Source organism: Rhodoferax sp. GW821-FHT07G04 (assembly GCF_059418585.1).
In genome coordinates, this window is the sequence record NZ_JBWKQD010000012.1 from 1 (window position 1) to 5,959 (window position 5,959).

At 60.8% G+C, this 5,959-nt stretch carries 8 protein-coding genes; 6 read left to right on the plus strand and 2 right to left on the minus strand.

Going from position 1 to position 5,959, the window contains the following annotated elements:
- The 6 genes from AC07OO_RS25330 to AC07OO_RS25355 form a co-directional block, all read left to right on the plus strand.
- On the plus strand, positions 1-771 hold a 771-nt coding region (locus AC07OO_RS25330; protein WP_495084950.1), incomplete at its 5' end, for a hypothetical protein.
- Between the two features lie 2 nt (positions 772-773).
- A complete protein-coding gene (locus AC07OO_RS25335; RefSeq protein ID WP_495084951.1) occupies positions 774-1,625 on the plus strand; it encodes a hypothetical protein in 852 nt (283 codons plus the stop codon).
- Complete coding sequence (locus AC07OO_RS25340; RefSeq protein WP_495084952.1) at positions 1,626-2,297, plus strand: hypothetical protein; 672 nt, start codon at positions 1,626-1,628, stop codon at positions 2,295-2,297.
- A gap of 2 nt (positions 2,298-2,299) precedes the next feature.
- Complete coding sequence (locus tag AC07OO_RS25345; RefSeq protein WP_495084953.1) at positions 2,300-2,701, plus strand: hypothetical protein; 402 nt, start codon at positions 2,300-2,302, stop codon at positions 2,699-2,701.
- Entirely contained in the window at positions 2,698-3,192 is a 495-nt protein-coding gene (locus AC07OO_RS25350; protein ID WP_495084954.1) for a D-Ala-D-Ala carboxypeptidase family metallohydrolase, read from the plus strand. Before AC07OO_RS25345 ends, AC07OO_RS25350 begins: the two co-directional genes overlap by 4 nt.
- Positions 3,189-3,713: a hypothetical protein gene (locus AC07OO_RS25355; protein ID WP_495084955.1), complete on the plus strand. Its 525-nt coding sequence runs from the start codon at positions 3,189-3,191 to the stop codon at positions 3,711-3,713. Before AC07OO_RS25350 ends, AC07OO_RS25355 begins: the two co-directional genes overlap by 4 nt.
- Before the next feature lie 109 nt (positions 3,714-3,822).
- Here the strand turns inward: AC07OO_RS25355 and AC07OO_RS25360 are convergent, their stop codons facing one another.
- Together AC07OO_RS25360 and AC07OO_RS25365 are read right to left on the minus strand one after the other, a co-directional pair.
- Complete coding sequence (locus tag AC07OO_RS25360) at positions 3,823-4,209, minus strand: hypothetical protein (RefSeq protein WP_495084956.1); 387 nt, start codon at positions 4,207-4,209, stop codon at positions 3,823-3,825.
- Between the two features lie 70 nt (positions 4,210-4,279).
- Positions 4,280-5,869 carry a recombinase family protein gene (locus AC07OO_RS25365; protein WP_495084957.1) on the minus strand — a complete coding sequence of 530 codons (1,590 nt, stop codon included), beginning with the start codon at positions 5,867-5,869 and terminating at the stop codon, positions 4,280-4,282.
- Positions 5,870-5,959 lie beyond the last annotated feature (90 nt).

Here is a 5,959-nt window from a genome sequence, read left to right on the forward strand (position 1 = left end):
ACCGCGCACATGATCTACCAATCTGTGCAGGCTGCCAACACCGGCCATGCGCTGACAGATACCGACTGGTGGATACCGGTCAGCGCCACCAACGTGTGGGCCCCGTTTGACGACGAGATCGGCACCGCCAGCGAGACGCTATCGCCCAACGTGTATGTGTTGCGGCCAGGCGGTACGGGTGGCCTTGGTATGTTCGATATTGCGGCGCGCACTGCCCAGGTGGTCATGAAAGATGGGCCAGGCGGTACCACGGTATTCACGCGCGACATTGATCTGGACGCTTCCATCATCGAATCCATATACGAATGGTTCTTTGTGGAGTGGGAGCCGCAGACCGACGTGGTATTGACCGATCTGCCGGAGCAGTTCACCGCCTGTGAGTTGACGGTAACGCTCACGGCCACCAGCGGCATGGCCGGCATTGGTGTGCTGAAACCGGGTGTGGTGATCGGCATAGGCAACACCAAGATGGGCGCCAAGGTCGGCATCGTCAGCTACACCAAAAAGACGCGCAACGACTTCGGCAACCTCACCATCGTGCGCCGCACCAACAGCAAGAAGAACACGCTGGCCGTCGTCACTGACAAGGCGCGCTTCAACCGTGTCTACCGCACGCTCAAGGCTCTGGATGGCGTGCTGTGCGTGTTTATCGGTACCCGGCGAGCCGGCTTTGAGCCGCTGCTGATCTATGGCTTCTACGTCGATTTCTCTATCGACATTGAGTACACAAACGCGCACCTATGCGCGCTTGAGATTGAAGGAGTAGTTTGAATATGAGCATTGATGCACTGCCATCGCTCGACAGAACGTCACCCACGTTCAAGACCGATTGCGATACGTTCTTCGGCGTTCAGCTACCGCTGTTCAGCACCCAGGTGGAGGCTGCGCGGGTGGAGATCGTGGCTGCGCAGTCGTCCACCACCGCCAGCGCTGCCGCTGCCGCTGCCAGTGCCACCACGGCCACCAACCAGGCCAGCAACGCTGCCACCAGCGCCAGCTCTGCCAGCACTAGCGCTACGGCCGCCGCCGGCAGCGCGGCCGCAGCTGGTGCCTACGCCGCGGCCCTGAGTGGAACCAGCACGACGTCTGTGGCCATGAGTACTGGCTCCAAGAGCTTTACTGCAACCACGGGGCGACAGTGGGGTATTGGACAAGACCTGAAATTTGTCAGCACCGGCAACCCGACCGACATCATGTATGGCCAGGTTGCGTCGTACAACTCCGGCACTGGCGCGCTGAACGCGACCATGAGCTACGCCAGCAGTAGCAACACCCGCAACGACTGGTCGATCACGCTGTCTGGTCCCAAGGGCGACAAGGGAGACACGGGCGCGTCTGGCATCACTGCCTGGATCCGCAAGACCACTACCTACACCGCTGCCGCCGGTGAGCGCATCAAGGCCAGTACCACTGGTGGCGCCTGGTCACTGACGTTCCCCGCTTCGCCTGCGGATGGTGATGAGGTTACGCCTTTCGACGTGGACGGCACCTTCAACGTCAACAACCTCACGCTGTTGCCCAACGGCAAAACGATCATGGGTTTTACGACCTCATTCATCTTGAACACAAAGAACTTCAAGGGCACTTTTGTCTTTGATTCCACCCTCAACGATTGGAGAATTTAAATGGCATCTGGATACAGTGAAGATGTGTTGGGTGGCGGTGGTCGGTGGATCACCAATCCAAAGCATCTACCCATTCTTGGCATTCTTCAAACCGGATTGAATATCAAGGAGGGCATTGGCACCCTATATACATCAGACGTTGCTGGCTTCCACACAGCCATGGCGCGGGAGGGGGCGCAGGTAGCAATTACTGCAGCCAATACCTACGCAGCTCTGGTGAATGTGTCTGGCGTCGGTGGCTTCCTGTTCAGTGTCGTTTGCCCCACCCACTCGGGCACGCACATCTCTTCGGTGCGGATTACGCGAGACGGGGGCGCTCCGGTGGTGATAGCGCCTTCCGCTGCGCAAACGGCTCTGTGGCGGATGGTGCTGGGGTCTCTTACAACGGGGGTCAGTAACGCCGGCGTCGGCACCGCTGCCAAGGCGGGCGACATCGCTATACCTAACGGCGCCTTTGACGCGGGCTTTGCGAATGCGCGCATTGGTGGGCTGCGTCAATATGGTGGCTCGGCAGCTGACTTTTTGGCGATTCCATCTGAGAGCGACATCCTCACCTATGGTTTGGCTGCATTGCGCTGGGAGCAAAGCATTTTGGTCGAGGTGGCATGCAATGGCCTGTCCGGCACGGCGGTGCATAAGAGCGCATCGGCCACGTTCCGATCGGACATGTAGGCATGGGCGACTTTCTTGAGTCTTTGGGTGCACTTGGCAAGAACCTGGGCGCGGCGGTCGGCGTAGCCGCTGCATCGCTGCTTGCCCTGGTCACCTTCTTCCCAAAACTGCGCAACGGCTTCAAGGGTGACCAGCTCGATGGCGATGTGCTCAAGCGCCTCTCCAGTATGGAAGCCCACGCCCGAGCGCAGGACCGCGAAATGGCGCAGCAGGATCTGCGGATCCACCGCTATGCCGTCAAGTTCACCCGCCTGGTGGTGGTGGTGATCCGGCTGCAGGGCCTCTTGGCCGCCAATGCCGTCCAGATCCCGCCCGACCTGGTTAAAGAGATCAACAAGTTGTTGGAGGAGTCTGCGGATGAACCCGACGACGCAAGAGACACCGAACCCGAGGAGAGACCATGAACCTGTCACCCCACTTTACCCTGGCTGAGTTGACCGACAGCCAGACCGCCGCCCGGTTGGGCATCGACAACACGCCGTCACCGGCCGTGGTTGAGAACCTGAAGCGTCTAGCAGCCGGGCTGGAGAACGTGCGGATCCTGCTCAATGCGTGCCCGGTGATGGTGTCCAGCGGGCACCGTTGTGAGGCGCTGGAGCGCGTCATCTGTGCCGAGTCGTTCAAGGCCTGGTGCGCCGGCTGTGCGCTGCCGGCGGATGACAAGTCGTGGGGCGTGTACTTCGCGCTGAAAGACCACCCCAAGGGCCATGCGGCTGATATCAAGTCGCCGGCTTTTGGTCCACCAGAGCGTGTGATGCGCGCAATCTTCAACAGCGACATCAAGTACGACCAGCTGATTCTGGAGTTTGACCAGTGGGTCCATATCAGTTTCTCGGACAAGAACCGCCGCCAGGCATTGATCATCGACCGCAAGGGTCAAAGGAGCTACACATGACCGACTGGATCAGCACCCTCAAAACCCTGGCACCCACCGTGGCCACCGCCTTGGGCGGCCCTTTGGCCGGTGCAGCCGTATCCGCCCTGGGCTCTGTGCTGGGCGTGTCCGAGCCCACGCAGGCCAGTATCGCCAAGATCTTCGCCGATGGCCAGCTCACCAGCGAACACCTGGCGGAGATCCGCAAGCTGGAGCTGCAGTTTCAGAACGATGAAAAAGAGCGCGGCTTCAAGTATGCGGAGCTGGAGTTCAAGGACCGTGACAGCGCCCGTGCGATGGCGGTTGCCACCCACAGCCTGACACCCTCAGTGTTGACCTGGATCATCGTCACCCTGACCTTGGCCGCGGAGGCTGCGCTGTTGTTCAACCAGGTACCACCTGGTGCAGACCCCATCATCATTGGCCGCGTGCTGGGCACCATGGACATGGCGCTGGGCATGGTACTGGCATTCTGGTTTGGCTCTAGCTCAAGCAGTCAACAAAAGACCGCGCTGCTGGCTGCGTCCACTCCCGTTAAATGAGGTGCTATGGCCGCCGGGTGACCGGCCGCCAAGACCTAGCAATGACCAACAAAACTAGCCCGCCGGGCCGCTTGATTGCGGTTCGGTGGGCTTTTTACACATTTGGGGTCTACTCGATGGTTCGGTATTCGCGGCCTTCGAGATCCAGCCCGCGCCTGGTGAACATTACGCTGAAGCGTTTGAAGCGACTGATGTACTGCTCCAGCGTGAGCTCGAAGCGCAGTTCGCGTATGGGGATCGGTTCTTTCTGGGACGCTATGGCGTCTCGTACCGTGGCAAAGTCCACGCCCTTGTGGAGGAATGCGGTGATGCCCACATAGCCCAGCTTCCCGGCGTTGTTTTCACCGACCCAAAGGGAGCTGGCGATCAGAAACTCGTCGGGCGCTTTGAGTCCCTGTTCCGTCAGGTAGTCGTCCAGAGAGTAGTGGTCGGCATTGTCGCCGGCAGCTGTGCCGTTGAAGTCGTCGTATTGGGCTGAGGCTTTGAAAGTGTTCATGGTGGTGCCTTAAAAGTGTGACAAAGGGCGGCCACTATGACAGCTTGTCGGTAGATGCGCTACTTTTTAGTTAGTAGCCGCTGAGACTCTCCGACGCGATCAGTTTGCCGTTGCGGTCAATCCGCAGCACCCTGGCCGTGCCACCCTTGGCCACCAGCATCATGTCCATTGGCCCCTTTTCCCCTTCGGGGGGGGGCCGCGTTCCCCGGTGGTAAATCACGATGCGCTCAAACGTATCGGCCACCAGCTGCCGGGTCTGCAGCCTGGCTTCATAGTCCTGGCCCTCTACGCCCTCCACCAGACGCCGCCAGGCCTCGTCAGTGCCCTTGATGTCGGTGCGGGCGGTGGCGGTCAGATCCCGCTCTGCCGCCTGGATGGCCTCACGCAGCTGCAGCTGCTCGGCCTCGAGATCTCGGGCACGCTTGGCAAAGGTTGCCGGCACGCCCTCGACGCTGCTGGCCAGCATGGCGTCGGTCAGGCGCTCCAGCTTTGTGTCCACGTCGGCCAGCTCCTGCCTGGCCTTGGCAAGTGCCGCCAGAGGGCCTGCAGATCGGTCAGCGCCATACAGGGCGCGCAAGTTGACGATGTCGCTGCAAAAGGCCATCAGCGCCCGCTCAAACGGGGCCACCGACGTGGAGCCGCTCACGTTGCAGCCGCCGTAGGACACACTGGTGCAGTGCAAACGTCTGTGTCCGTCAGCGATGGGGCCGTCTGCTTTGTGCCTGCGGGTTCCGATGTTTTGCCCCACCATGGCACGGCCGCAGTAGCCGCACACAGTGATGCCCATGCCGGTCAAGATATGGGGCACCGGCCCCTTGGCATTGCGGCGCCCACGGCCGCTATTGGCCAACTGCAGGCCGTCCCACTCTGCAGGCGACAGCAGGGCAGGGTAGTAGCCTGGCAGGCGAAACGATTCTGAGCCAAGCGTCAACTCTTTCTCGCCAATCAAGGCACGCTGCTTGACCAGACGATAGATCTGCAGCGCCTGGGGGCCACGCCCCGTTAGAGATAGCTTCAGCTCAGTCAGACGCTCGATGATCTTGCCGGCCCCGTAGCCCGTCAAGTAGAGGCGCAAGCCCTCGCGCACAGCTGCCACGCGCTCGGGTATCTCTTCCCACTTGCCGTCGACCAGGCGCAGCCACACGGGGTCTTTGCCGTTGCGGATCAGGCCGCGGTAGGTGCCGGCGATCCAGCCCTCACACTGCCGGCGTATGCTGGCCAGCACGCGCTTGCTCTTGGTGTCGCTTTCCTCGTGCGCGCGGATCATGACCAGGAGCGAATACACCAGGTCCATCGGGTTGGCCTTCAACCGCTCGCGGCTGTAGGCCTTTCCGTCGCTGGCGGTCACCACGGTGATGCCGGCATTTATAATCTGGGCTAATTGGGCCTGAGCCTGGATCGGCTCGGCACGCGAGAGGCGGTCAAGGCCCTCGACCACCAGAACCGACCCTGGAGCTATTCGGCCTTGCTCCACGGCCACCAGGAAGACGCCCAGCGCCCCCGATTTGACGTGGCGCTGGTGGTAGGCCGATAGACCCTCATCCCGCATCGAAAGAGATTCGTCCAGGAGCAAGCCATGCTCAGCTGCCCATTTGGCCGCATACGCCTGCTGACGCTCGCTGCTGTGCCCCGATGCCTGGCGGGGATCACTAAATCGCATATAGCTGTACACAAGACCTGTCAAACTACACCCCATGACTGAAGTAATTGAAAAGAAAATCCCGCGTATAGGTATGGTATCGCTAGGATG